We start from the raw sequence: 23,790 nt of genomic DNA, 5'->3' as shown, positions 1-23,790 counted from the left end.
AGTGGAGATCTCACTGACAAAACTGGCCGGAGGTGGACAGTGGGAGCGGGCTTGCCCCGCGAAGCGCCGCGCGGGCGGCGCTCGATCTCATAGGCGCTGGAAAATTCAAGCCATGCACTCCCCCCGCCCAATTGCCTGAACACGACCTCAAATACGACACCCCCACCCCGGAGATTGTCTTTCCCCCTGCCACCGAGCACACTCCCCAGGCCAGCCAGGAAGCGGAGTCCAGAGTGCCCACCCCACGTCAGTTCAGCAAAAAGACCAGCACCAGCAACATGCTGCGGCTCAAGTCCACCACCGCAAATGCCCAAGCGCCCTATCGGGTCGACTTCGTATTGCTGGAACACTTCTCCATGGCCAGCTTCACCGTGGCCATGGATGTGCTGGTCACCGCCAACCTGCTGCGCACCGACAGCTTCCAGTTCACCCCGCTGTCGCTGGACGGTGACCGGGTGTTGAGCGACCTGGGGCTGGAGTTGGTGGCCAGCGACCTGTCGGCCGAAGCACTGCGCGAGCTGGACCTGCTGATCATCTGCGGCGGCCTGCGTACGCCGCTCAAATACCCTGAACTCGATCGACTGCTGCACGATTGCGCAGCCCACGGCATGGCCCTGGGCGGCCTGTGGAACGGCGCCTGGTTCCTCGGCCGCGCGGGCGTGCTGGATGACTATGGCTGCAGCATCCACCCCGAGCAACGCGCCAGCCTCTCGGAGCGCAGCCCGCAAACCCGCATCACCCCGGCCAGTTTCACCCTCGACCGTGACCGCCTCAGCGCCGCCAGCCCCAATGGCGCCATGGAGCTGATGCTCGGCCTGGTTCGCAGGCTCTACGGCGACGGCCTGGCCGAAGGCGTCGAAGAAATCCTGTCGTTCTCGGGCGCGCGCTATCGCCAGGTCGGCCCGGGGGCGAAAAAGTCCATGAGCCTGCACATGCGCACCATCGTCGAGCTGATGGAGAACAACCTCGAAGAAACCCTCAGCCTCGATCAGCTGGCCGCCTACAGCGGGCGCTCGCGGCGCCAGATCGACCGCTTGTTCCAGGCCCAACTGGGCACCTCGCCGCGGCGCTACTACATGGAATTGCGCATCACCAAGAGCCGCCGCCTGCTGCAGTACTCCGACCTGTCGGTGATGGACGTGGCAGTGGCCTGCGGGTTCGTTTCGGTGTCGCACTTCAGCAAGTGCTACGCCGCATACTTCGGCTACCCGCCGTCACGCGAGCAACGGCTGGGCGAATGACACCGCTCAGGCGCGGATGTAGCGAATGACCGCGTCACCGATCATGGTCTTGTGGCGCTGCTTGATGGCTTCGTCGGCGAGGTCTATCTGGAAGATCTCGCCGAAGGTGTGGCGGTTCGACACCCGGTAGAAACAGAACGAGCTCATCAGCATGTGCAGGTCGATGACCTCGATACCGGCACGGAACACGCCTTCCTGCTCGCCCCGGCGCAGGGTACTGCCAAGGGCTTCGAGCACCAGGCTGCTCATTTCGCGAATGACCGGCGACTGTTTGACGTACTCGCCGTAGTGAATGTTCTCGGTGCAGATGATGCGCACGAAATCGACATTGCGGTCGTGGTGATCGAAGGTGAACTCCACCAGACGGCGGATCGCCTGCTCGGCCGGCAGCGACTCCAGGTCCAGGCTTTGCTCGGTCTTGCGGATATCACCGTAGAGTTTGACCAGGCACTCGACGTACAACTGCTCCTTGCTGCCGAAGTAGTAGTAGATCATGCGTTTGGAGGTGGCGGTGCGCTCGGCGATGGCATCGACGCGCGCGCCGGCCAGGCCCTGCTGGACGAACTCGTTGATGGCGGCCTGAAGGATATCCTCGCGCGTTTTCTCGGGGTTGTTCTTGCGCGACTTGCGCACCCCTTCGATCTCAGGCTGGCCGAGGCTGACTACGGAATCACTCATACCCACTCACAGGCTGTTTATTGGAATACAGTGATTATCCGTGAGCGCGGCCATGCAGGGAAGCACGCTGTTGGTCGGGTAGCCACGAAACGGCGTTGCAGGCAAACCGCCGACGGCGCTTGAAGTCACGCCCCGCAACCCGCTAGCCTGCGTTCCTCTGCCCTGGACGGACCCTGCCCCATGCAACCGCGTGACTTTGCCGCCTACCTGTTTCTGGCCATTGCCTGGGGATTTTCCTTTCTGGTCCTGCTCAAGGTGGTGCACGCCTTCGGCTGGGTCGGCGCGGTCAGCCTGCGGGCGCTGATTGCCGGCAGTACCCTGGCGATTCTGGCCGCCTTGCTCGGGCGCACCCTGCGCCTGCGCCCGCTGTTGAAACCGCTGCTGGTGATCGGCGCTACCACCGTGGCCGGGCAGTTGATCGGCATGTCCTATGCCACCCCGCGGATCGGTACGGCCATGGCGGCGATCTTCGTGGCCACCATCCCACTGTTCTCGATGATCATCGGCCGTGTCTGGGGGCTGGAGAAAATCACCTTGCAGGGCCTGGCGGGCCTGCTTCTGGGCTTCGTCGGTATCGCCATGCTGGTGGGGTTTCCGGCCCAGCCGGTCAGCGACGTGTTCATCCACGGCTGCATCGCTTCGCTGTTCGGTGCCTTGAGCGCCGCGTTCGGCAGCAACTACGCCAGCCTGCACCTGCGTGGCCAGGACCCGTGGACCGTCACCGGCGGCGCCTTCCTGGCCGGCGGCCTGCTGACCCTGCCCCTGCTGTGGGTGGTGCCGGTGCCCAGCGTGCCGCAAGCCAGCGACTGGCTGTACTTGATGATCAGCGGCGCGGTCATGAGCGCCACCACGTACGTGCTGTATTTCGGCCTGGTGGCGCGCATCGGCGCCACCCGTGCCCTCAGTGTCGAGTTCGTGGTGACGTTGGTCGCGGTACTGGTGGGCGCGCTGTTCCTCGACGAAGCCTTGAGCCTGCTGCAACTGGCGGGCGGCGCGGTGGTGCTGGTCGGCTGCCTGCTGGTGCTGGGCCTGCTGCCAGGGCGCAAACCGCGCCTGCCAAACTGAGCCCTCAGTCGCGCTGCGCGGTATTGCGCTCTACCGGAGGGGACAGGTGCAGTACGCGGTTACGCCCGCCTTCGGCAAGCAGGTAACCACCTTTGCCATCGGCAACGATTGCCTGGGGCGCCTTGAGGAACGACAGCACCGTCTGGCGCGTGCCATCGGCGTCGATGCGCAGCAGGCGGGCGCGGTGCGTGTTGTCTTCGCTGATCCACAAGCCGCGCTGGTCGCAAAACAGGAAGGTCGGGTTGCGCAGGCCATCGACCACCACCGGGTCCTGGCCGTCCTCGGACAATGCGCGAACCTTGCCGTTGGCTTTCTCGGTATACAGCAGGCGGCCATCGTTGCAGCGGGTCAGGCCTTCGGTTTCGCTGAGCCCTGTGCGCAGCACATCCAGCTGGCCGCTGCGCCAGTCATAGCGCATCAACCGCCCATTGCCCTTGCGGTCTTCGATCGCATAGAGGTGATCGCCATCGTTCCACAACCCTTGCACGCTCTCGCCGTCGAACAGGTGGGTGACCTGGCCGTCGCGAGACAGGCTGACCGGCGCAAGGCCACCCTCCTGGCTGAAGACCCAGCCGCCCTCGGCCGCGACCATGCCGTCGGGCTTGGACAGGTTGTCGATCACCACCACGCGGTCACCCTGGGCAGTAATCTTGAGGATGCTGCCACGGCCGTCGTCCAGCTCGCGGCTGACCAGCAGGCTGCCGTCGGCCTGCGGCAACAACGACGCAGCCTTGGTCACGTCGCGGTGCAAGACCTCGACATCCCAACCGCTGGCAGCCTGGACGGGGTAAAAACTCTGCCAGGCGAAGAAGCCCAGCGTGGCAGCGAGCAGGCTGGCGGTGGCGGTCAGGGCGATGCGGGTGCTGCGTTTGCGCAGGATGTGCGGCATGAAAAAGGGCTCCTCGAGAGTGCGGGGATCCTAGCAAGAAGATGTGAAAAAAAGGTCATGGCACACTGCTATTTGCCGTGTAACGGGTGCTGAATCATGAATTACAAAAAGGATATAAAAATAACTAAACATTCTAACTAAACGGAATAAACAAATTGAAAGCCAAACGCCACCTCCTTAGTCTGGGCGCATCGATTGCCACCCCATTCAAGGAATACGCCTCATGCCCGTCCGTGCCTTCTCGCCCCTGCGTCGCCTGCTAATCGGCGGCCTGCTGGCCAGTGTCGCCAGCGCCCTGTTGCCTTGGTCCAATGCCCTGGCCGAAGACGCCAAGACCCTGCGTATCGGTTACCAGAAGTTCAACAGCATCAATATTCTCAAAGGCAGCGGCGCCCTGGAGAAAGCCCTCGCCCCGCAAGGCGTGACCGTCAGCTGGCACGAGTTCGCCGCAGGCCCGCAATTGCTCGAAGCCCTGAGCACCGGCGCCATCGACCTCGGCCACGCCGCTGACGCCCCGTCAGTATTTGCCCAGGCCGCCGGTAAACCGGTGGTCTACCTGGCCGCCGAACAACCCTACCCACGCGGTATCGGCCTGGTGGTACGCGAGCAAGACCACCTCACCAGCGTGCAGGACCTCAAAGGCAAGCGGGTAGCCACCGGCCGCGGCTGGAACGCCCAGTACCTGCTGGCCGTCGCGCTGGAGCAAGCCGGCCTGAGCTACCAGGACATCACCCCCGCCTACGTCAATAATGCCGCCGACGCAGTGGCGGCCCTGCAATCAGGCAGCGTCCAGGCCGTGACCCTGTGGGACCCATTCCTCGCGGCGGCAGAAAGCCAGCCAGGGCTCAAGAACCTGCGCGACGGCAGCGGCCTGACCAACAACCGCACGTTCTACCTTTCCACTGCTGCGTTCGCCGACCAGCACCGCCCGCTGCTCAAGGCCTTCTTCGCCGAACTGGGCAAGGTCAGCCAATGGGCCAACGCCGAGCCTGCGCAAGTCGCCGCGCTGCTGGCGCCGCAGTTGGGGATCAAGGCCGACGTGCTGCAAGTGGCCAGCGAACGCCGTAACTACAACGCCGTCGCCATTACCCCGCAGATCGTCGCCGAACAGCAGAAGCTGGCCGACACCTTCCAGGGCCTGGGCCTGATTCCGCGCAAGTTGCAGGTAGCCGATGCGGTCTACCCGGCTTCCGTGCTGCCGTGACCGGAGACTGATCGCCATGCCCCGTCCCATCCGCTTCAACGCCTTCAGCATGAACGCCGCCAGCCACCAGTCCCCTGGCCTGTGGCGCCACCCGCGTAACACCAGCGTGGCTTTCAACCGCCTGGACTACTGGACCGACCTGGCCCGCCTGCTGGAGCGCGGCCTGTTCGATGCGCTGTTCATCGCCGATGTGCTGGGCATCTACGACGTCTATCAGGGTGGCCCCGAAGCAGCCCTGCGCGGCGGCGTGCAGGTGCCGGTCAACGACCCACTGCTGCTGGTTCCGGCCATGGCCGGGGTCACCGAGCACCTGGGCTTTGGCGTGACCTTCTCACTGACCTACGAGCACCCCTACCCGTTTGCCCGGCGCATGTCCACGCTTGACCACCTGAGCAATGGCCGAGTCGGCTGGAACATTGTCACCGGCTACCTGGACAGCGCCGCGCGCAACCTGGGCCTGGCTCGCCAGCTTGGCCACGACCAGCGTTACGACCTGGCCGAGGAGTACCTGCAGGTGCTGTACAAACTGTGGGAAAAAAGCTGGGACGACGATGCGGTGGTGCTTGAGCGTGACAGCGGCCGCTACATCGATCCTGCCCGGGTACACCCGATCAGCCATGCCGGCGAGCACTTCCAGGTGCCTGGCATGCACCTGTGCCAGCCCTCGCCGCAGCGCACGCCGGTGCTGTTCCAGGCGGGGGCCTCGGCACGCGGCCAGCAGTTCGCCGCGCAACATGCCGAGTGCGTGTTCATCAGCGGGCCTACGGCCACGGTGCTGCGCCGCTATGCCGACGGCATCCGCCAGGCCAGCGAGGCTGCCGGGCGTGGCCGCGACGAGGTACTGATCTACGCCCAGGCCCTGCTGATCGTCGCCCCCACCCGTGAAGAAGCCGAAGCGCGCTTCGCCGAGTACCGTGGCTACGTTGACCTGGACGCCGCCCTGGCCCTGCTGTCGGGCTGGACCGGCATCGACTTCGCCGGCCTCGACCCGGATGCCCCCATCGAATATGTCGAGAACGATGCCGGCCGCGCGGCCCTGGCCGCCTTCACCGCGGCCGACCCCAACCGCCGCTGGACCGTGCGCGAGGCCGCCGAGTTCGTTGGCCTGGGGGGCCGCGGCCCGGTGCTGGTGGGCGCAGCCAGTGATATTGCCGATCAGTTGGAAAGCTGGCTGGACGAGACCGGCATCGACGGGTTCAACCTCACCTACGCCGTGCAACCTGATGACCTGGCCAATGTGGTCGAGCTGCTGATACCCGAGCTGCAACGTCGCGGCCGCTACCCCCTGCACTACCAGGACGGCACCTTGCGCCACAAGCTGTTCGGCCAGGGCAACCGCCTGCCGGAGCAACATGCAGGGCGCCAGGTTAGCATTCAGCCGGCAAATACCGGGTATTCCAACATTTAATTTGTAGATGGCACGCGCTCGACCCTATTCTGTCGGCACATCCCCTGCGCCGCACCGGCCGGTGCGGTTCACGGCACGGGGAGAGAACAACAAGTCGAGATCGTCCATGTCGAATCATTCCTACTTCGCCCCCCACGGTGGGCACCCGGCTCAAACCGAGCTGCTGACTGACCGTGCCATGTTCACCGAAGCCTATGCCGTCATCCCCAAGGGCGTGATGCGTGACATCGTCACCAGCCACCTGCCGTTCTGGGACAAGATGCGCATGTGGGTCATCGCCCGCCCGCTGACCGGCTTTGCCGAGACCTTCTCGCAGTACATCGTCGAAGTTGCCCCGGAAGGCGGCAGCGAGCGCCCGGAACTGGACCCCAACGCCGAAGCCGTGGTGTTCGTGGTCGAGGGTGAGCTCGACATCACCCTGGAAGGCAAGCACCACACCCTGACCCAGGGCGGCTACGCCTTCATCGCCCCAGGCGCCGAGTGGAGCCTGCGCAACCACAGCAAGGCCAACGTCACCTTCCACTGGCTGCGCAAGCACTACCAGAAGGTTGAAGGCCTGGACCTGCCAGAGTCCTTCGTCACCCACCGCGACAATGCCACTGTCATTGAAATGCCGGGTACCGAAGGCCGCTGGATCACCACCCGCTTCGTCGACATGGCCGACATGCGCCACGACATGCACGTCAACATCGTGACCTTCCAGCCAGGCGGCGTCATTCCGTTCGCTGAAACCCACGTCATGGAGCACGGCCTGTATGTGCTGGAAGGCAAGGCGGTGTATCGCCTGAACCAGGACTGGGTCGAAGTCGAAGCCGGCGACTTCATGTGGCTGCGCGCCTTCTGCCCGCAAGCCTGCTACGCCGGTGGCCCAGGCAACTTCAGCTACCTGCTGTACAAGGACGTCAACCGCCACGTGCACCTGACCCTCAACCCACAGCGTTGAGCCCAGGCTGATGGTCCGAAGCCCGCCACCTGGCGGGCTTTCTGTTTGCCGCTCATACTGATCACCCCTGCCCTGCGCGGTGCTCATCATGAACCGCTATCGCCTGCTTGCCGCCCTGTTGCTGGCGCTGTCCGGCGCTGCTCAGGCAGCCGACGACTGGAACCTGGCCTACGACAGAGAAGGCATCCGCGTCTACCTCAGTGCCGCTGCCGGCTCCCCTTACCAGCAATTTCGCGGTGTCAGCACCATGAAGGCCAGCGTGCGCACGCTCACCGACCTGCAGGAAAACCTGCGGGTGGCATGCAAATGGCTGTACGCCTGTGCCGAAATGCGCCTGCTGGAGGTCGACGGCGACAGTACCTGGGTGTACCTGACCACCGACCTGCCGTGGCCGACGATGCCGCGGGATATCGTGCTCAAGGTCACCACCGAACTGCGCGACGATGGCACCCTGTTGCGCCACCTGCGCGCCGACCCCGGCAAGGTCCCCGAGGTGGCCGGGCTGATACGCGTGCAGCGCCTCACGGGCGAATGGGTGATGAAACCGCTGGGTGAACGGCAAACCGAGGTTACCTACCAGCTCAAGGCAGACCCTGCCGGGGATGTGCCCGGCTGGCTGGCCAACCGCTTCGTGGTGGATGCGCCGGTGGTCACCCTGCGCACCCTGCGGGCGGTGGCCGAGCGCCAACGCTGAGGCCCGCTCGCCGATGCCTGGGGTTTCAGGACACCGTGGCAGCCATCTGGCGGGCACACACCTTGACCCGGCGCCGGTAGGCCAGCAGCAAACCGATATACCACAGCGGCATGACATACAGCGCCGTACGCGTATCAGGCTCCAGGGCCAGCAGGCACAACACGAAGATCAGAAACAGCTGCGCCATGGCCGCCGTCGTCTTGCCACCCGGCAGCTTGAACCTAGACTGCTCATGTGCCTTGGGGTTCTGACGGCGGTAGGCGAAGTAGGACATCAGAATCAACGACCAGGTAACGATGATCATCACCGCAGAAATGGTCGATACCAGGGTGAACACGGTCATGACCTCGGGGATCACGAACAGCAGCGTCAGCGCAATCGCCATGCACACCCCCGAGAACATCAACGCCCTGACCGGCGTACCCGACCCGGACAGGCGCCCGAATGCCGTGGGTGCCTGCTGTTGATGCGCCAGGCCATAGAGCATCCGCGACCCCGAGTACACACCGCTGTTGGCGGACGAGGCCGCAGAGGTCAGCACGACAAAGTTGATGATCCCGGCAGCAGCCGGCAGGCCGCCGAGCAGGAACAGCTCGACGAATGGGCTGCGATTGGCAGGCACGTTGGCCCACGAGACCACACTGATGATGCACACCAGCGAACAGATGTAGAACAGCAGGATACGCACCGGAATGGTGTTGATCGCCTTGGGCAGGGTCCTTTCGGGGTCCTTGGCCTCGGCTGCCGCCGTACCGATCAGTTCGGTGCCGACAAACGAGAAGATCGCGATCTGGAACCCGGCAAGGAAGCCGAGAATGCCGTGGGGCATGACCACACCGGGCGCCACCAGGTGGCTGAAGGAGGCTGTGACCCCGCCTGGGGTGGTGTACGACGTGGCGACCATCACCAGCCCCGTCACCACCAGCAACACGATCGCAACGATCTTGATCAGCCCGAACCAGAACTCGACTTCGCCGAAGGCCTTCACGGCAAGCATGTTCAGGCCCAGCAGCAGGAACATCGTGGTAAAAGCCGGTAGCCAGGTGGGCACGCCGGGGTACCAGTACTGGAAGAAACCTGCCACCACCACCACATCGCCCACCGCCGCCACCACCCAGCTGAGCCAGTATGACCAACTGAGGATGTAACCGGCACGCGGCCCCAGGTAGTTATGCACCAGGTCTGCGAACGACTCCATGTGCAGGTTGGCGAGCAGCATCTCACCCATCGCACGCATGATGCAGAACACGAAAAAGCCGATGATGGCGTACACCAGAATGATCGAGGTGCCTGATAGCGCGATAATCTTGCCCGACCCCATGAACAGCCCGGTACCGATCGCGCCACTGATCGAAATGAGCTGAATATGCCTGTTTTCCAGCCGTCGTTTCAGTGTGCGGCCAGCCTCCGGAGTCGCGTCTTGCGAGTTGCACGTTGGATGCATAGTTGACCTCTTATTCTTTTTCTGTAAAACCCTCGCCCTCGCCACTGCGGCCGTTAGTTGGCACGAAAGTGCAAACGCCTTGTGATAGCAAGCGTCAGGAGGTAGGGGTATTAATGCAGATGGATAAGCACGCCCAGATGAACTTTTCATCAGGCCTGAGAGTGATTGAAAGCCCACCACAAGTGCACGCCCATTATTCGGGGAGATGCCTGGCAAGACAGTGTTGAACGTGAAATACATGGCGCTGAAGCTGTTTCATTTTGCCAGCCGATAAGGTCAATCGGAACGCTACAGAGTGCGCACACGAAATGGGATATGTTGCACAGTGAAAAGCCCGGGTGACAGTTTGCTCTACGCCGCTACCCAATTGGGTTATCGACCTGATCACATCTTGTAGGTGGAGAGCAAAATGCTGGTCTCGGTGTTTTCGATGTGCGGTATCGAGCGGATGGTGTTCAGCGCCCGGTCGAAGGCTTCGAGGGTGTCGGCCCGCAGCTCGGCCATCAGGTCCCAGCGGCCATTGGTGGTGTGGATGGCCACGACATTGGGATGCCCGCGTAGCGCGTGCTTGACCTCCGCCGCGTGATGGCCACTGATGCCGATGCTGGTAATCGCCCGCACGCCCTGGTCCAGGGCATCAGACCTCAGGCGTATCGTATAACCGATGATTACCCCTTGTTCTTCAAGCTTGGTGATGCGGTTTTGCACCGTTGCCCGGGCGACCTTGAGCTTCTTCGCCAGGGTCAGGATGGGCGTGCGCGCATTATCACGCAATAGCGCGATCAGTTCCCGATCTACAGTGTCCATGGTGCCTGCCAAGTAATCAGATTGTTATTCTGGGGTAACAGATTGTCTAGAAAGTTGACGAAACTGGCAACCTGCTCTCTTCAATTTGACGCAACCTTTCATCAAAATTGTCGTGCTGGCAACCCCTCAACAATCGTAAGCGTTCACCCTGCGGCAACGGGTGAGAACGCCCACAATAAGGTGCAAGAGCATGACGTATTTCATTGATGTTCCAACCATGTCCGACTTGGTGCATGACATTGGCGTAGCGCCGTTCATGGGTGAACTGGCCGCCGCCCTGCGCGAAGACTTTAAACGCTGGCAGGACTTTGATAAGTCCGCACGCGTTGCCAGCCATTCGGACGTCGGCGTTATCGAATTGATGCCAGTCGCGGACACACATCGATATGCCTTCAAATACGTCAACGGGCACCCGGCCAACACTGCCAAAGACCTGCATACGGTCATGGCATTTGGCGTGCTGGCCGATGTGGCGACGGGGTACCCGGTGTTACTGTCGGAACTGACCATCGCCACTGCCCTGCGCACCGCCGCAACCTCGCTGATGGCCGCACAGGCACTGGCCCGGCCAAACTCGAAGAAAATGGCGCTGATCGGCAATGGCGCGCAAAGCGAATTCCAGGCGCTGGCCTTCCATAAGCACCTGGGGATCGAAGAAATCGTCGCCTACGACACCGACCCGCTGGCCACCGCCAAACTGATTGCCAACCTCAAGGAATACACGGGCCTGAGCATTCGCAAAGCCGGCTCGGTGGCAGAAGCGGTCAAAGGTGCCGACATCATCACCACCGTGACCGCCGACAAGGCCTACGCAACCATCATCACCCCCGAGATGCTCGAACCTGGCATGCACTTGAATGCGGTAGGCGGCGACTGCCCAGGCAAGACCGAACTGCATGCCGACGTACTGCGCAACGCGCGCGTGTTCGTCGAGTACGAACCGCAAACCCGCATCGAAGGTGACATCCAGCAGTTGCCCGCCGACTTCCCGGTCGTTGACTTGTGGCGTGTACTGCGCGGTGAAACCGAAGGCCGGCAAAGTGAAAGCCAGGTGACAGTGTTCGACTCAGTAGGCTTCGCGCTGGAAGATTACACTGTACTACGGTACGTACTACAGCAAGCCGAGAAGCGCGGCATGGGTTCGAAGATAGACCTGGTACCGTGGGTGGACGAAGACCCTAAAGACCTGTTCAGCCACACCCGCGGCCGCGCTGCAAAAAGCCGTATCCGACGCGTTGCATAACTCTCCTACTCTCGGTATTCCAGATGGCATTTCCAACGCGTTCCATTCAAGCACCTGCGGCCGTGGTCATGGTCAGGCCGCACGCCTTCACCCCCAACCCGGAAACAGCAGCAGACAATTCGTTCCAGAGCACCCACCCCGACATCACCGCCCAGGCCTTGGCCAATGTGGCGCGCGACGAGGTTACCCAGGCAGCAGGTAGGCTCGAAGCAGAGGGTGTGCGGGTGCACCTGTTCGATGACTTCGGCGAGCAGAACACGCCGGACTCGGTGTTCCCCAACAACTGGTTCTCTACCCACCCGGGCGGCCATGTCGCGATCTACTCGATGTACTCGCGCAACCGTCGGCGCGAGCGCCGCGCGGACGTCATCGAAATGCTCAAGCATGAGTACCGCGTGCAGGATGTGATCGACTATTCCGGCCTGGAGCAGGACGAGCTGTTTCTGGAGGGTACCGGGGCGATGGTGTTCGACCATCTGTCCAGGGTTGCCTATACCGCACGCTCCAACCGCGCCGACCCGATCGCCCTCGAGCGTTTCAGCACCCACTTCAACTTCGAGCCCATGGTGTTCGACACGGCAGACGAGCACGGCACGCCGATCTATCACACCAACGTGCTGATGTGCGTAGCCACCGAGTTTGCACTAGTCGGGTTTGGCACGTTCACCAACCGCGCCCGCGCACTAGAGGTGCGCATGCGGCTGATCGAGTCGGGCCGGGATGTCATCGACCTGAGCAACCAGCAGATCAGCCAGTTTGCAGGTAACGCCATCGAGCTGTCGGGCAGCGATGGTCGGATTCTGGCGCTCTCGCGCAAAGCGTTCGACAGCCTTACCGGTGAGCAGCGTCAACGCATCGAGCGTTCGGCGCGGCTGGTGCCGCTGGATGTACCGACCATTGAAATGGCCGGCGGCTCGGTGCGCTGTATGATCGCCGGGATTCACCTGTCACCGAGGGGCGCGCGGGGGGCGGTTGACTGATCTGGGGTGTATTGCTGAGTTTTGAGGATCGTCTGGGAGGGTATTGGGGCTAGCGGTGCCTGCCTTGGTTTCTTCAGGGGGGCGGATATCGAGCGCCGCCCGCGCGGCGCTTCGCGGGGCAAGCCCGCTCCCACTGTCTAACTCCGGCCAGTGCTGTCAGTTACATTTCCACTGCCAGCCTTGGTGCATGCATGAGATTGAGGTGAAGCAAACAGCACCCGCCTCAATATCGAGTCGGGCACACAAGGCGGACAGTGAAGATGCCACAGGCATAATTGGCCGAAGGTAGACAGTGGGAGCGGGCTTGCCCCGCGAAGCGCCGCGCGGGCGGCGCTCGATCTCACAGGCGCTGAAAATGTTGTGGCGAACACCTATTACTGCACAACCCCACACGCCACGCGTGCACCGCCACCGCCCAGTTTTTCAGGGTGGTCGCTGTGGTTGTCGCCACCGGCATGCACCATCAGCGCATGGGCTTTGAAGTCCTCGGCCTTGAGGCGGGGCGCAAGCACGGGGTAGGTGGCCTTGCCGTCGGCACCGACGTACAACGCCGGCAGGTCGCCACGGTGGCCGCTGTCATCGAACGGGCCCTTGTGCGCCTGGGTCGAATCCGGGTCCCAGTGGCCGCCCGCGCCACCTGCAGGCACAGGTTTGCCGTTTTCCTCGGTAGGCGCGCACGACGCCTTCTGATGCAAGTGGAACCCGTGCACGCCAGGCGGCAGGTCCTTGAGATCAGGGGTCAACAGCGCGCCGTACTTGTTCTGTTCGATGCTGATGGTGCCTATCGACTTGCCTGGGCCGTCGGGGCCTGCCAGCTTGAGCTCCACCTTCTCGGCGGCCTGGGCGAGGCCGGCGCTGGCCAGCAATGCGATGAAAAGCGCTGCTTTCATGTTGTTTCTCCATGGCATGGGGAGGATGGGTGTCGTACCCGGATAACAAGTGGGACTGCATAACCTGTCAGATATTCCATTCGGCCACAGACTGAAACACTTCCTTTGCACGAGGCAGCAAGGGGCTCTAGATCCCGCCGCCAGCCAGCAACTGTGTCATCACCTCGGCCAATGCCTTGACCATCACGTCCGCCGTGGGCCGGTGCACGATGACGATCTCGTAGCTGTCGACCTCGGGCAGCCCTTGCTCGCCCCCCAGTACCTGGTGTTCACGCGTTGCCGCCCGAGGTGGCAGCAGGCTGATACCCATGCCATCGGCTACCGCAGCCTGGATGCCGCTGAGGCTGGAACTGGTGAAGCTGATACGCCAGCGCCGGCCCATGCCTTCGATGGCGGTGATCATGTCGTCGCGGTACAAACCGCGCGGCGGAAAGGTCACCAACGGAATCGGGTCGAGCTCGAAAGACGGCATGCGTGCACTGTCTATCCACTGCAGGCGCTCTGGCCAGCACGCCACCCCTTCGCGGCTGTTGCGCCGTTGTTTGAGCAGCACCAGGTCTAGCTCGCCATTGTCATAGGCCTGGCTGAGGTCGCGGCACAGCCCGCTGGTCACCTCCAGTTTGACCTGGGGGTGCAGGCGGCTGAACGCCGACAAGGCATTGGTGGTGCGCCCACCGACGAAGTCCTCGGGCACGCCCAGGCGCACTGTGACACCCACCATCGCCCCGGCCAACGCTTCGAGCATCTGGTCGTTCAAGGCCAGCATATGGCGGGCGTAGCCGAGCAAGGTCTGCCCGGCGTCGGTCGGCAGCACATCACGGTTGCCGCGCACCAGCAGACGGTGGCCGACCATTTCTTCGAGGCGCCGCACCTTCTGGCTGATGGTGGATTGGGTCGAATGCAGCCGCGCGGCGGCGGTGGTGAAACTGCCGCAATCGGCCACCACGACAATAGCGCGCAGCAGGTCGAGGTCGAACAGGGCTCTATTCGATTTCACGCTGATAGACATCTTGATATTCAACTTCTAAATGACAAGGGTGATTTCTACCACGCTACCTGATGCCCCGCAACGCGCGCCCTCAATCGCCGAGCGCCACGCCTTCGCGCCGCGGGTCGGCGCCGCCTGACCAACCGTTGGTATCGCGCTGGATGATCTGCATGCCACTGGTCATGGTCATGGGCGTGACCTCGTGCCCCCAGGCCGCCAGCTGGCGGATCAGCGCCGGGCTGGTCAACTGTGCTTCCACCTCGGTAGCGGCATTGCGGCTGCCGAAGTTGGGCAGGCTGCTGGCCTGCTGTGGGTCGAGCTGCCAGTCCAGCAAGCCGACCAGGGCCTTGTTCACGTAACCGATGATCTGCGACCCACCGGGCGAACCGAGGCTGGCCACCAGCTCCCCCGAGTTACGTGAAAACACCAGGGTCGGTGCCATGGCCGACAAGGGCCGCTTGCCCGGTTCGACCCTGTTCGCCACCGGCTTGCCATGCTCCTGCGGCAGGAAGGAAAAGTCGGTCAGGTGGTTGTTCAACAGGAAGCCCTTGACCATCAGGTGCGCGCCGAACGCGGCCTCCACCGACGTGGTCATCGCCAAGGCCTGCCCACTGTCGTCCACTGCAGAAAGATGCGAGGTGGAAATGCGCAGCGGCGAACGGTCAGGGGCCATGGCCAGGTCCGCGCCCTGCGGGGTGCCTGGGCGGGCGCGCTTCATGCTGTACTCGCCGATCAGCGCTGCTCGGCTGGCCAGATAGGTGGCGTCGATCAGGCCCTTGACCGGGACCGGCACGTAATCGCTGTCGGCCAGGTACTGAGCGCGGTCGGCATAGGCCAGGCGCTCGGCCTCGGCGATCAGGTGCACGGCCAGCGGCGATGCCTCCAGGCCTGCCGGGGACGCGTTCGCCAGCGGCCGCAATGCTGCCAGATCGCGTTGTGGCGTGGCGCGCTGCACGGCTTCAAGCACGCCCAGCGTCTGCAACACCGTTACCCCACCCGACGATGGCGGCGGCATGCCGCAGATACGCCAGGCCTTGTAGGGGCCGCACACCGGCTCGCGCTCTTTGGCGCGGTACTGCTCAAGGTCCTGCAACGACAGGTAACCGGCATTGGCATGGCTGCGCACCTTGGCCACGATGGCCCCGGCGATTTCACCGGTATAGAACGCTCGGGGACCGTGCGCGGCAATCTGCTCGAAGGTTTGCGCAAGCTCGGGGTTGCGCAACCTCGTGCCCACCGGCAGCGGCTTGCCCTTTTCATCCAGGAAGTAGCGGGCCATGGAGGGTGAACGGCGAATATACGGGTCGCCCGCCACCAGGGTGTGAAGGCGTTCGGAAACCGGGAAACCGTTACGTGCCAGCGCAATGGCCGGGGCAAAGAGTTGCTGCCAAGGCAGCTTGCCGTGCTGCTCGTGAGCCAGTTTTAGCGCGCGCAGTACCCCGGGTACACCCACTGAGCGCCCGCCGATCTGCGCCGTCTTGAACGGCATCGGCGAACCATCGGCTTGCAAAAACAGTTTTTCCGTTACCTGCGCCGGGGCAGTCTCTCGGCCGTCGAAAGCCTGCACGCGCTTGCCGTCCCAGTACAGGATAAAAGCCCCACCACCGATGCCGCTGGATTGCGGCTCGACCAGGGTCAGCACCATTTGCATGGCGATGGCCGCGTCGATGGCGCTGCCGCCGGCACGCAGCATCGCCCGCCCCGCTTCGGTGGCCAGCGGGTTGGCGGCGGCGGCCATATGCCGGTTGGCGTGCACCGGCTGCAGGCCAGTGCGATAGCCGGACGCCAGCTCGGGTGGTGCGGGCATCACCTGGTCGGCACAGGCCCACCCACTCGCGACCGCCAGGCACAGCGCGCTCATCAGCGGTGTAGAGAACTTCATCGTTTTGCTTCCTGCCTTGTCTATTCAGCAGACCACTGTCGGTCATGCGCAAACTTAACTTCAAGACCTGGTGTGATTTTTCTAGGATGCAGACAGGTCACCAAGGAGCCCATCCCATGCGTATACCACTCGCAACCATGCTGTTCGCCCTGTTCACCAGCCTTGCCGCCCACGCCGAGAACACCACCATGGACAACCACCTGCACAACGCTGCCAGTCACGATGACGTGCGCACCTTGCAACAGTTGCTGACACAAGGTGCCCGACTGGAAAGCCGTGATGAGCAAGGGCGCACTGCCCTGATGGTGGCCACTCACGGCAACCAGGTTGCGGCGGCCCAAGCGCTGATCGAGGCCGGTGCCGACGTGAACGCCAAGGACAATATTGATGACAGCCCTTATCTGTATGCCGGCGCCCGGGGCCTGAACGACATCCTGCGGCTGACCCTGAGCCACGGTGCCGACCTCCGGAGCACCAACCGATACGGGGGAACTGCGTTGATCCCTGCGGCGGAGCGTGGGCACGTCGAGACCGTGCAGATGCTGATAGACGCCGGGGTGGACGTGAACCACCTGAACCGGCTGCACTGGACCGCGCTTATGGAGGCAGTGATCCTGGGGGATGGCGGGCCGCGGCATGTAGAGATTGTGCGCCGGCTGCTGGCTGCGGGGGCGGATCGGCAGAGTGCCGACAAGGACGGGGTTACCGCGCTGGAGCATGCGCGCCAGCGGGGATACCGGGAGATGGAGGCGCTACTGACTCGCTAATTTCGAGGCAGGCACAATTCGTTTGCGCAATGGCAGGTCAGACTACTGCTTCGTACGGCAGCCCCACATAGTTCTCGGCAATGTTCAGCAGCCCCGCCGGGGAGTTCAGGAAGTACTCGCGGTCTGCCTCCTGCATCTTCTGGTCCCAGGCATCCTTGTGGCTGCCGAAGTCATGCAGCAGCTGGGTCATGAACCAGCTGAAACGCTCGCCCTTCCATACCCGGCGCAGGGCCAGCGGCGAATATTGCAGAAGCAGGTCGGTACGCCCTTCGCCGTACACCTTGACCAGGATGCGGTAGAGGTAGTTGACGTCCGAAGCTGCCAGGTTCAAACCTTTGGCGCCGGTGGGTGGGACGATGTGCGCAGCGTCACCGACCAGGAACAGGTGGCCGTACTGCATCGGTTCGACCACCAGGCTACGCAGCGGCGCGATGCTTTTTTCCAGGGCTGGGCCAGTGACCAGGTCAGCCGCAACCTCGGCGGGCAAACGGGCCTTGAGTTCGTCCCAGAAACGCTCGTCGGACCAGGCTTCGACCTTATCGTCCAGCGGCACTTGCAGGTAATAGCGGCTGCGCGTCTGCGAGCGTTGGCTGCACAGCGCGAAACCCCGCTCGTGGTGGGCATAGATCAGTTCGTGATTGACCGGGGGCGTATCGGACAACAAGCCAAGCCAGCCAAATGGATAGACCCGCTCGTACTGCTTGAGCACGCCCTCGGGAATGCTCTGCCGGGAAACCCCGTGGAAACCATCGCAACCGGCGATGTAGTCACACTCCAGGCGGTGGGCCTGGCCGTCCTTCTCGAACGTCAGGTACGGCCGCTCGCCTTTGAGCTCATGCGGCTGCACATTGTTCGCCGCGTAGATGATCGGCGCCCCACTGGCTTCACGCGCCTGCATCAGGTCACGGGTGACCTCGGTCTGGCCGTAGACCATCACTGTCTTGCCGCCGGTCAGGGCCTTGAGGTCCAACCGCTGGCGACGCCCGCCGACCAGCAGTTCGACACCTTCATGCACCAGGCCTTCACGGTCCATGCGCGCCGATACACCGGCCTCACGCAACAGGTCGACAGTGCCTTGCTCAAGCACCCCGGCACGGATGCGCCCAAGCACGTATTCAGGGGTCTGGCGTTCGACGATGACGGTCTCGATACCAGCATTGTGCAGCAATTGGCCGAGCAGCAGGCCAGACGGACCTGCACCGATAATTGCAACCTGAGTTTTCATTGTTGTTGTCTCTAGTCGGGCGATGCCGGCCTGGACTGGCAGTGGCCGGGCATCTGCTGTTAGGGTTTGCACCTGCATTTTTACGGGCAACAGCAGCCGTTTAAGTGTGCTATTCCATGCAAAACCTGCACTTTTACAAAAAACGTTCGATTAACGGACAGGCATCCCTTCATGAAATCCACCCTCCCCGGCATTCCGTTGTTCCAGCTGTATGGCGAAAACCAGGCGTGGCCCGGCACCGACCTGCTGCACTGCGAGTCGATCCCGGCACGCAGCCGCCTGCACCACTGGGAAATCAAACCGCACCAGCACGCCGAGCTGTTCCAGCTGTTGTATGTGCAACGTGGCCAGGCCGAGGTGGAGATCGAAGGTGTTCGCCGCGCGATCAGCCAAGCCTCGATCCAGGTAGTACCGCCATTGACCGTGCACGGCTTTCGCTTCAGTGCCGACATCCAAGGGCATGTGCTGACCTTCGGCACCGCGCTGGTGGCGGGCCTTGAGCAGCAACTGGGCGCGCCGCTGGGCATGCTTGCCGCGCCGGCGTGCTATGCGCTGGGCAAGGACCGCCAGCGCTTGCGCAGCCTGATCGACACCTTGCAGCAGGAGTACCAGGGCAATGCCCCGGCCCGGGCGACGATGCTGCAGGCGCTGGTCACAGCATTGATGGTGTGGATCAGCCGCCAGCAGCAACTGGGGCAGACGCCACGCAACCGTGACGAACGTGACCGGCAATTGCTCGGGCAATACCTGCGCCTGGTCGAGGCCCATTACCGCGAGCACCTGTCCGTGGAAGATTTTGCTGCGCGGCTGAACGTCTCGAGCCTGCAGCTGAACCAGCTGTGCCGCGCTTTGAGCGGGCAGACCGCCTTGCAGGTGGTGCATCAGCGCCTGCTGCTGGAGGCGCGCCGCAACCTCCTCTATACCCGCATGAGCATCGGGCAGTTGTCGGATACCCTGGGGTTTACCGACCCGACTTACTTTGCGCGGTTTTTCAAGCGACTAAGTGGGCAGACACCCAATCAGTATCGGCGCACAGGCGTGCCAGATTAGAAACCCTCACACGCCTTCAAGCCCTGCTTGACGTATACGTCAACCTGCATTCAGGATACCTGCATACTCCACGCCGAGCCCCAGCATGAGCCTTCAGACCTACAGCATCTCCGACCTGTCCCGCGAGCTGGACATCACCACCCGCGCCATCCGCTTCTACGAGGAACAGGGCTTGCTGAGCCCCGAGCGGCGCGGCCTGGAACGCATCTATTCGGCACGTGACAAGGTCAGCCTGAAACTCATCCTGCGCGGCAAGCGCATCGGCTTTTCCCTCGCCGAATGCCGCGAGCTGATCGAGCTGTACGACCCCACCAGCGGCAATCTCAAGCAGCTCAACAGCATGCTGGTGAAAATCGCCGAACGACGCGCCCAGCTGGAACAGCAGATGCTCGACATCCACCAGATGCAGCTCGAACTCGACACCGCCCAGGAGCGCTGTGAACAAGCCCTCGCCGCGACCTTGAACAATAAAGACAACCGTTGACCCGCCACAGGAAACCCGCCATGCCCTTGCCCAAAGAAGTCCGTCTGGTCGAAGTCGGCCCCCGCGACGGCCTGCAAAACGAAGCCCAGCCCATCAGCGTCGCTGACAAGGTACGCCTGGTGGACGACCTCACCGAGGCGGGCCTGGCCTACATCGAAGTCGGCAGTTTTGTCTCGCCCAAGTGGGTACCGCAGATGGCCGGTTCCGCCGAAGTCTTCGCCGCAATCCAGCAAAAGCCCGGTGTCACCTACGCAGCCCTGGCCCCCAACCTGCGGGGTTTCGAAGATGCCTTGGCGGCAGGGGTAAAGGAGGTGGCGGTGTTCGCCGCAGCGTCCGAGGCCTTCTCGCAGCGCAACATCAACTGTTCGATCAGCGACAGCCTCAAACGCTTCGAGCCGATCATGGAAGCCGCGCGCAGCCACGGCGTGCGCGTGCGTGGCTATGTCTCCTGCGTGCTGGGCTGCCCCTATGAAGGCACGGTCAGCGCCGAACAGGTTGCCCCGGTCGCCCGAGCCCTGCATGAAATGGGCTGCTATGAGGTGTCGCTGGGTGACACCATCGGTACCGGTACCGCCGGTGATACCCGTCGGCTGTTCGACATCGTCTCGGCCCAGGTGCCCCGCCAGCAGCTGGCCGGGCACTTCCACGACACCTACGGCCAGGCCTTGGCCAATGTGTATGCCAGCCTGCTTGAAGGCATCAGCGTGTTTGACAGCTCGGTAGCGGGCTTGGGGGGGTGCCCCTATGCCAAAGGCGCCACCGGCAATATCGCCACCGAAGACGTGCTGTACCTGCTCCAGGGGCTGGGCATCGAAACCGGCATCGACCTGGACCGCTTGATTGCTGCGGGGCAACGCATCAGCCAGGTGCTTGGCCGGGCCAACGGCTCGCGGGTGGCGCGGGCACGCAGCGCGCAGTAAGTCATACGGGTGTCACATGAATGTGGGTGGAGTGTTACCTCCCCCACGTTTCACAGCAAAAAATCGGGTAACAGGGAAACAAATCGACAAAATTTCAGGTTCGGTGTTTTTGCCATAAACGCTTAAGTGATTGATTTTAAAGGGTTTGCAAAAGTTGGCACGGGCCCTGCTATATCTTTGGTACAAGAACAAGAAAAACGACACACCCAATAAAAACAACAGGTAACGGCTCTGACATAACAAGAACAACACGGCAGAGGCGTAGCAAGCAGATCTTTTTGGAGTAGGCACGCTTTTCAGGGGTACGCCCCGCGGTCTGACACAGAACAATAAAACTACCTCAAGGTAGCAGCAGTCAGCACCGGACCAGTCATGGTGAAAGCAGGTCAGCGCTCAAAAAAATACGTTTGCTCTTGACCCCGCATGGGGGTCGCTCGCAACACAAAGGCAGGCTTACAAAAACAACAAAAGGCCAGTCTTCAATAATAAAAAAGAGCAGGCAACATCACTTTGAGGGGAGCTTAGGCTCCCCTCAGTGCTTCCTGCCCTCCTCCTCTTCCTCCTGCTTCGCCTCATCCACATTCTCGACCTTCTCCACCAGCAAAGGCATCGTGCCCAGCACCAGCAAGGCCAGCACCGTGCTGATCAATGCCGTGGCCTCACGCCCCATGCCGGCAGCCGTGCCGATGGCGGCGGTCATCCACAACCCGGCAGCGGTAGTCAGCCCTTTCACATGGCTGGTGTCCTGGCCGTTACCCTTGAGAATGGTCCCCGCGCCCAGAAAGCCGATACCGGCGACAATGCCCTGGATCACCCGGCTCAGCGCCTGCTCGTCAGCGCCGGCCATGCTCGGTGACAACACAAACAGTGCAGCGCCAAGCGAGACCAGCATGTGCGTGCGCACGCCGGCAGACTTGCCTTTGTGCTCGCGCTCGAAACCCAGTACCGCACCGAGCAGCGCGGCCATCAGCAGGCGCACGAGGACCTGGGTCACTTCGCGCTCGTCGGTGATGTCGGCGAACTCGGCTTGTATGGCCTGCCAGATGGGGTGCCACCAGGGGTTCATAGTGATGCTCCTCGACCGGGCTCGGCGTGCGGCCCTTCTGAGGGTTGACCCGCTGCGCGCTGACAAGTGCGATGCCGCCCGCCCGGCGGAACGATGCAGCAACCCGCCATGTGCTGCGGTCACAACCTGTAACCGCCACCAAGAGGATGTTCCCATGCCGGTTGAAATCGACGAAAGCACCCGCCGCTGCACCCTCATCGGCGACGATGTGCATCTGGAAGGCGATGGCCCAGCCATCGAAATCATCACCGACGAACAGCTGCGCATGTCGGTGGCGCTGCTCGCCGGGCAACGCGTACCAATCACCGAGGCAGAGGCCGATGCCCTGACCGTGGCGGGTGCGGTGGATAGCCGCAGGCATCTGAAGACAAGCGTTCCAGGCTCGGTAATATGAGGCCTGGCGGCCTTCAGCTGCGCATCTGATACGGTTTTTATCGCAAAACCTGAGCCTGTGCTGATAACAGCTCGGGGGCCATAGTGCTCATGCCTGATCGAGGCCTGATGAGCACCGAGCCATGAACGATAGAATTCAATTTACCGAGATTGCCGCGCCCGTAGTCACCGCCGCCAAACGCCATGTCGACAGCGGCATTCACACCCGCAGTTTCACCGGGCTGTACCGCAACCTGCGCATCGGCTTCGCCGGGCTGTTGTTTCTCCTGTTTTTCGGCACCGTCTGGCTCGACTGGAACGGCCGCCAGGCCGTGCTGTGGGACTTGAGCAGCAGCAAGTTCCATATCTTTGGCGCCACCTTCTGGCCGCAGGACTTCATCCTGCTGTCGGCGCTGTTGATCATCTGCGCCTTCGGCCTGTTCGCCATCACTGTCTACGCCGGCCGTGTGTGGTGCGGTTACAGTTGCCCGCAAAGCACCTGGACCTGGCTGTTCATGTGGTGTGAAAAGATCAGCGAAGGCGACCGCAACCAACGCATCAAGCTCGCCGCAGCCCCTTGGGGCCTGGAGAAGCTGGCCCGCCGCTCACTGAAGCACGGGTTGTGGCTGGCCATCGGCCTGCTCACCGGCCTGACCTTCGTTGGCTACTTCACCCCGATCAAGTCCCTGGCGGCGGAGCTGTTCACCCTGCAACTGGGCGGCGTCGCGCTGTTCTGGGTGCTGTTCTTCACCGCCGCCACCTACATCAATGCCGGTCTGTTGCGCGAAGCGGTCTGCCTGCACATGTGCCCATATGCCCGTTTTCAGAGCGTGATGTTCGACAAAGACACCCTGGCGGTAGCCTACGACCCGCGTCGGGGCGAAACCCGTGGCCCGCGCAAGAAAAGCAGCAACGCCCAAGCCCAAGGCCTGGGCGACTGCATCGACTGCACGATGTGCGTGCAAGTCTGCCCCACCGGCATCGATATCCGCGACGGCCTGCAAATGGCCTGTATCGGTTGCGCGGCCTGCATCGATGCCTGCGACGGGGTCATGGACAAGATGGGTTACGCCCGCGGCCTGATCGGTTACAAGTCCGAACACAGCCTGCAGGGCGGCACCACCCACTGGCTGCGGCCGCGCCTGCTGGGCTATGCCGCCGCGCTGGTGGTGATGGTCGGCGCACTGGTGCTTGCCTTGCAGTGGCGCCCGATGGTGTCGCTGGACGTGATCAAGGACCGTGGCCTGTTCCGCGAAAACGCCCTGGGCCAGATCGAGAACATCTACCTGCTCAAAGTCATCAACAAGACCGAAAGCACCCAGCGCTATCACCTGCGGTTGCTGGACGCCGACGGCTTCACCCTACAGGGCAAGACCGAGTTCATCATCCCGGCCGGCGAAATGAGCGAACTGCCTGTCTCGGTGGCGATGCTCGCCGAGCGCCCCGCCAGCAGCTCGCAGACCTTGAGTTTCGAGGTGCAGGACAGCGACGAACCTGCTGTACGCAGTGTTGCCCAAAGCCGCTTCGTCGCGCCGATGAACCGCTGATCC

At 62.8% G+C, this 23,790-nt stretch carries 23 protein-coding genes; 14 read left to right on the top strand and 9 right to left on the bottom strand.

Features of this window, described 5'->3' with window-relative positions; translation table 11 throughout:
- Window positions 1–233 precede the first annotated feature (233 nt).
- The gene (locus CKW22_RS22420; protein ID WP_047583754.1) at window positions 234–1,241 is read left to right on the top strand and encodes a GlxA family transcriptional regulator; all 1,008 of its coding nucleotides are present in this window, start codon (window positions 234–236) and stop codon (window positions 1,239–1,241) included.
- 6 nt (window positions 1,242–1,247) lie between these two features.
- Here CKW22_RS22420 and CKW22_RS22415 read toward each other — a convergent pair whose 3' ends face one another.
- Window positions 1,248–1,919, bottom strand: coding sequence for a TetR/AcrR family transcriptional regulator (locus CKW22_RS22415; protein WP_095065147.1), 672 nt, complete (start codon window positions 1,917–1,919; stop codon window positions 1,248–1,250).
- A gap of 180 nt (window positions 1,920–2,099) precedes the next feature.
- Here CKW22_RS22415 and CKW22_RS22410 point away from each other — a divergent pair, with 180 nt between their 5' ends.
- Entirely contained in the window at window positions 2,100–2,984 is an 885-nt protein-coding gene (locus CKW22_RS22410; RefSeq protein ID WP_033697496.1) for a DMT family transporter, read from the top strand.
- A gap of 4 nt (window positions 2,985–2,988) precedes the next feature.
- Here the strand turns inward: CKW22_RS22410 and CKW22_RS22405 are convergent, their stop codons facing one another.
- On the bottom strand, window positions 2,989–3,873 hold the full coding sequence (locus CKW22_RS22405; RefSeq protein ID WP_095065145.1) for a hypothetical protein: 885 nt from the start codon (window positions 3,871–3,873) through the stop codon (window positions 2,989–2,991).
- 223 nt (window positions 3,874–4,096) lie between these two features.
- Here CKW22_RS22405 and CKW22_RS22400 point away from each other — a divergent pair, with 223 nt between their 5' ends.
- From CKW22_RS22400 to CKW22_RS22385, 4 genes are all read left to right on the top strand, one after another.
- The gene (locus tag CKW22_RS22400) at window positions 4,097–5,077 is read left to right on the top strand and encodes an aliphatic sulfonate ABC transporter substrate-binding protein (protein ID WP_033697494.1); all 981 of its coding nucleotides are present in this window, start codon (window positions 4,097–4,099) and stop codon (window positions 5,075–5,077) included.
- Between the two features lie 16 nt (window positions 5,078–5,093).
- Window positions 5,094–6,485 (top strand): LLM class flavin-dependent oxidoreductase, encoded by a 1,392-nt coding sequence (locus CKW22_RS22395; protein ID WP_033697492.1) that lies wholly within the window; start codon window positions 5,094–5,096, stop codon window positions 6,483–6,485.
- A gap of 106 nt (window positions 6,486–6,591) precedes the next feature.
- Complete coding sequence (locus tag CKW22_RS22390; RefSeq protein WP_047583757.1) at window positions 6,592–7,428, top strand: bifunctional allantoicase/(S)-ureidoglycine aminohydrolase; 837 nt, start codon at window positions 6,592–6,594, stop codon at window positions 7,426–7,428.
- A gap of 88 nt (window positions 7,429–7,516) precedes the next feature.
- Window positions 7,517–8,122, top strand: a complete 606-nt coding sequence (locus tag CKW22_RS22385) for an START domain-containing protein (RefSeq protein ID WP_033697488.1) — start codon at window positions 7,517–7,519, stop codon at window positions 8,120–8,122.
- A gap of 25 nt (window positions 8,123–8,147) precedes the next feature.
- Here CKW22_RS22385 and CKW22_RS22380 read toward each other — a convergent pair whose 3' ends face one another.
- Together CKW22_RS22380 and CKW22_RS22375 are read right to left on the bottom strand one after the other, a co-directional pair.
- The gene (locus CKW22_RS22380; protein ID WP_033697486.1) at window positions 8,148–9,566 is read right to left on the bottom strand and encodes an amino acid permease; all 1,419 of its coding nucleotides are present in this window, start codon (window positions 9,564–9,566) and stop codon (window positions 8,148–8,150) included.
- Between the two features lie 384 nt (window positions 9,567–9,950).
- Window positions 9,951–10,373 carry an Lrp/AsnC family transcriptional regulator gene (locus CKW22_RS22375; RefSeq protein ID WP_033697484.1) on the bottom strand — a complete coding sequence of 141 codons (423 nt, stop codon included), beginning with the start codon at window positions 10,371–10,373 and terminating at the stop codon, window positions 9,951–9,953.
- Between the two features lie 190 nt (window positions 10,374–10,563).
- On the opposite strand from CKW22_RS22375, the gene CKW22_RS22370 reads away from it, so the two are divergent.
- Together CKW22_RS22370 and ctlX are read left to right on the top strand one after the other, a co-directional pair.
- Window positions 10,564–11,616 carry an ornithine cyclodeaminase gene (locus CKW22_RS22370; protein WP_033697481.1) on the top strand — a complete coding sequence of 351 codons (1,053 nt, stop codon included), beginning with the start codon at window positions 10,564–10,566 and terminating at the stop codon, window positions 11,614–11,616.
- Window positions 11,617–11,639: 23 nt separating this feature from the next.
- Entirely contained in the window at window positions 11,640–12,596 is a 957-nt protein-coding gene (ctlX, locus tag CKW22_RS22365) for a citrulline utilization hydrolase CtlX (protein ID WP_052040690.1), read from the top strand.
- A 374-nt stretch (window positions 12,597–12,970) separates the two neighbouring features.
- Here the strand turns inward: ctlX and sodC are convergent, their stop codons facing one another.
- The 3 genes from sodC to ggt form a co-directional block, all read right to left on the bottom strand.
- Window positions 12,971–13,486: a superoxide dismutase family protein gene (gene sodC, locus CKW22_RS22360; protein WP_095065143.1), complete on the bottom strand. Its 516-nt coding sequence runs from the start codon at window positions 13,484–13,486 to the stop codon at window positions 12,971–12,973.
- Window positions 13,487–13,613: 127 nt separating this feature from the next.
- Window positions 13,614–14,495, bottom strand: a complete 882-nt coding sequence (locus CKW22_RS22355) for a LysR substrate-binding domain-containing protein (RefSeq protein ID WP_033697476.1) — start codon at window positions 14,493–14,495, stop codon at window positions 13,614–13,616.
- 70 nt (window positions 14,496–14,565) lie between these two features.
- Window positions 14,566–16,356 (bottom strand): gamma-glutamyltransferase, encoded by a 1,791-nt coding sequence (gene ggt, locus CKW22_RS22350; protein ID WP_033697473.1) that lies wholly within the window; start codon window positions 16,354–16,356, stop codon window positions 14,566–14,568.
- Between the two features lie 116 nt (window positions 16,357–16,472).
- Here ggt and CKW22_RS22345 point away from each other — a divergent pair, with 116 nt between their 5' ends.
- Window positions 16,473–17,123 (top strand): ankyrin repeat domain-containing protein, encoded by a 651-nt coding sequence (locus CKW22_RS22345; RefSeq protein ID WP_095065141.1) that lies wholly within the window; start codon window positions 16,473–16,475, stop codon window positions 17,121–17,123.
- 37 nt (window positions 17,124–17,160) lie between these two features.
- On the opposite strand, the gene pobA is transcribed toward CKW22_RS22345, so the two are convergent.
- Complete coding sequence (gene pobA, locus CKW22_RS22340) at window positions 17,161–18,348, bottom strand: 4-hydroxybenzoate 3-monooxygenase (RefSeq protein ID WP_095065139.1); 1,188 nt, start codon at window positions 18,346–18,348, stop codon at window positions 17,161–17,163.
- 171 nt (window positions 18,349–18,519) lie between these two features.
- Between pobA and CKW22_RS22335 the strand changes: the two genes are divergently transcribed.
- The 3 genes from CKW22_RS22335 (at window position 18,520) to CKW22_RS22325 (ending at window position 20,802) form a co-directional block, all read left to right on the top strand.
- Window positions 18,520–19,398, top strand: coding sequence for a helix-turn-helix domain-containing protein (locus CKW22_RS22335; protein WP_095065137.1), 879 nt, complete (start codon window positions 18,520–18,522; stop codon window positions 19,396–19,398).
- An 85-nt stretch (window positions 19,399–19,483) separates the two neighbouring features.
- Window positions 19,484–19,882: a MerR family DNA-binding transcriptional regulator gene (locus CKW22_RS22330; protein ID WP_027593543.1), complete on the top strand. Its 399-nt coding sequence runs from the start codon at window positions 19,484–19,486 to the stop codon at window positions 19,880–19,882.
- Between the two features lie 20 nt (window positions 19,883–19,902).
- Complete coding sequence (locus CKW22_RS22325) at window positions 19,903–20,802, top strand: hydroxymethylglutaryl-CoA lyase (protein ID WP_095065135.1); 900 nt, start codon at window positions 19,903–19,905, stop codon at window positions 20,800–20,802.
- A 532-nt stretch (window positions 20,803–21,334) separates the two neighbouring features.
- Here CKW22_RS22325 and CKW22_RS22320 read toward each other — a convergent pair.
- The gene (locus CKW22_RS22320) at window positions 21,335–21,868 is read right to left on the bottom strand and encodes an MgtC/SapB family protein (RefSeq protein ID WP_033697463.1); all 534 of its coding nucleotides are present in this window, start codon (window positions 21,866–21,868) and stop codon (window positions 21,335–21,337) included.
- Window positions 21,869–22,022: 154 nt separating this feature from the next.
- Between CKW22_RS22320 and CKW22_RS22315 the strand changes: the two genes are divergently transcribed.
- Window positions 22,023–22,262: a DUF3203 family protein gene (locus CKW22_RS22315; RefSeq protein ID WP_033697462.1), complete on the top strand. Its 240-nt coding sequence runs from the start codon at window positions 22,023–22,025 to the stop codon at window positions 22,260–22,262.
- A 121-nt stretch (window positions 22,263–22,383) separates the two neighbouring features.
- Window positions 22,384–23,787: a cytochrome c oxidase accessory protein CcoG gene (gene ccoG, locus CKW22_RS22310; protein ID WP_095065133.1), complete on the top strand. Its 1,404-nt coding sequence runs from the start codon at window positions 22,384–22,386 to the stop codon at window positions 23,785–23,787.
- Window positions 23,788–23,790: the final 3 nt, after the last annotated feature.

Source organism: Pseudomonas sp. Irchel s3f19 (assembly GCF_900187555.1).
Taxonomy (GTDB): domain Bacteria; phylum Pseudomonadota; class Gammaproteobacteria; order Pseudomonadales; family Pseudomonadaceae; genus Aquipseudomonas; species Aquipseudomonas capeferrum.
This window is presented reverse-complemented; position numbering and strand designations above follow the sequence as displayed.

Excerpts from the sequence above, each read along its gene's own strand:
- pobA (WP_095065139.1), bottom strand. The coding sequence starts at position 18,348 with ATGAAAACTCAGGTTGCAATTATCGGTGCAGGTCCGTCTGGCCTGCTG.
- sodC (WP_095065143.1), bottom strand. The coding sequence starts at position 13,486 with ATGAAAGCAGCGCTTTTCATCGCATTGCTGGCCAGCGCCGGCCTCGCC.
- CKW22_RS22400 (WP_033697494.1), top strand. The coding sequence starts at position 4,097 with ATGCCCGTCCGTGCCTTCTCGCCCCTGCGTCGCCTGCTAATCGGCGGC.
- CKW22_RS22315 (WP_033697462.1), top strand. The coding sequence starts at position 22,023 with ATGCCGGTTGAAATCGACGAAAGCACCCGCCGCTGCACCCTCATCGGC.
- CKW22_RS22380 (WP_033697486.1), bottom strand. The coding sequence starts at position 9,566 with ATGCATCCAACGTGCAACTCGCAAGACGCGACTCCGGAGGCTGGCCGC.
- CKW22_RS22415 (WP_095065147.1), bottom strand. The coding sequence starts at position 1,919 with ATGAGTGATTCCGTAGTCAGCCTCGGCCAGCCTGAGATCGAAGGGGTG.
- CKW22_RS22330 (WP_027593543.1), top strand. The coding sequence starts at position 19,484 with ATGAGCCTTCAGACCTACAGCATCTCCGACCTGTCCCGCGAGCTGGAC.
- ccoG (WP_095065133.1), top strand. The coding sequence starts at position 22,384 with ATGAACGATAGAATTCAATTTACCGAGATTGCCGCGCCCGTAGTCACC.
- CKW22_RS22355 (WP_033697476.1), bottom strand. The coding sequence starts at position 14,495 with ATGTCTATCAGCGTGAAATCGAATAGAGCCCTGTTCGACCTCGACCTG.
- ggt (WP_033697473.1), bottom strand. The coding sequence starts at position 16,356 with ATGAAGTTCTCTACACCGCTGATGAGCGCGCTGTGCCTGGCGGTCGCG.
- CKW22_RS22325 (WP_095065135.1), top strand. The coding sequence starts at position 19,903 with ATGCCCTTGCCCAAAGAAGTCCGTCTGGTCGAAGTCGGCCCCCGCGAC.
- CKW22_RS22335 (WP_095065137.1), top strand. The coding sequence starts at position 18,520 with ATGAAATCCACCCTCCCCGGCATTCCGTTGTTCCAGCTGTATGGCGAA.
- CKW22_RS22395 (WP_033697492.1), top strand. The coding sequence starts at position 5,094 with ATGCCCCGTCCCATCCGCTTCAACGCCTTCAGCATGAACGCCGCCAGC.
- CKW22_RS22410 (WP_033697496.1), top strand. The coding sequence starts at position 2,100 with ATGCAACCGCGTGACTTTGCCGCCTACCTGTTTCTGGCCATTGCCTGG.
- CKW22_RS22370 (WP_033697481.1), top strand. The coding sequence starts at position 10,564 with ATGACGTATTTCATTGATGTTCCAACCATGTCCGACTTGGTGCATGAC.
- ctlX (WP_052040690.1), top strand. The coding sequence starts at position 11,640 with ATGGCATTTCCAACGCGTTCCATTCAAGCACCTGCGGCCGTGGTCATG.
- CKW22_RS22345 (WP_095065141.1), top strand. The coding sequence starts at position 16,473 with ATGCGTATACCACTCGCAACCATGCTGTTCGCCCTGTTCACCAGCCTT.
- CKW22_RS22375 (WP_033697484.1), bottom strand. The coding sequence starts at position 10,373 with ATGGACACTGTAGATCGGGAACTGATCGCGCTATTGCGTGATAATGCG.
- CKW22_RS22385 (WP_033697488.1), top strand. The coding sequence starts at position 7,517 with ATGAACCGCTATCGCCTGCTTGCCGCCCTGTTGCTGGCGCTGTCCGGC.
- CKW22_RS22320 (WP_033697463.1), bottom strand. The coding sequence starts at position 21,868 with ATGAACCCCTGGTGGCACCCCATCTGGCAGGCCATACAAGCCGAGTTC.
- CKW22_RS22405 (WP_095065145.1), bottom strand. The coding sequence starts at position 3,873 with ATGCCGCACATCCTGCGCAAACGCAGCACCCGCATCGCCCTGACCGCC.
- CKW22_RS22390 (WP_047583757.1), top strand. The coding sequence starts at position 6,592 with ATGTCGAATCATTCCTACTTCGCCCCCCACGGTGGGCACCCGGCTCAA.